Raw genomic sequence first — 386 nt, 5'->3', positions numbered from 1 at the left:
TCGAATAGTCGGGCACGGGCCAGTCGAGCCCGGCCATCTCGATCAAGCTCGCCACCAGACCGTTCGCCAGTGGGCTCGGACCAATGGCGCCTCACTGGCTCACTCTGAGCGAAGCGGCAGGCCGAACAACACTTTCAACGTCAGACAGGTCTGAATGGCGCTGTCGGAGAAGGTCTCGGGGTGGCCGCGCTTGACAGCTCGCTCGGCCCGCCAAGACATTTCCGGATCGAACCAGACGGACAACGATCCTCGCCGCTTCAGCGAAGCGTTATAGTCGGACCAGTTCGTCGTGCGGTAGCGGGTGTTGGCAGGCTCTGGCATGCCAACGCATCTAACCATCAGGATTCTCAAGGTGAATCCCTCTCACTGATATGTGCAACAAGCCC

1 pseudogene is annotated in these 386 nt (G+C 60.4%); it reads right to left on the bottom strand.

What is annotated here, in order from left to right:
• A pseudogene (locus tag EOW65_RS19460) lies at positions 1 to 321 on the bottom strand (transposase); the annotation flags it as partial.
• Positions 322 to 386 lie beyond the last annotated feature (65 nt).

The sequence above is a fragment of the Paenirhodobacter ferrireducens genome (assembly GCF_004022265.1).
GTDB lineage: Bacteria > Pseudomonadota > Alphaproteobacteria > Rhodobacterales > Rhodobacteraceae > Rhodobacter > Rhodobacter ferrireducens.
This window is presented reverse-complemented; position numbering and strand designations above follow the sequence as displayed.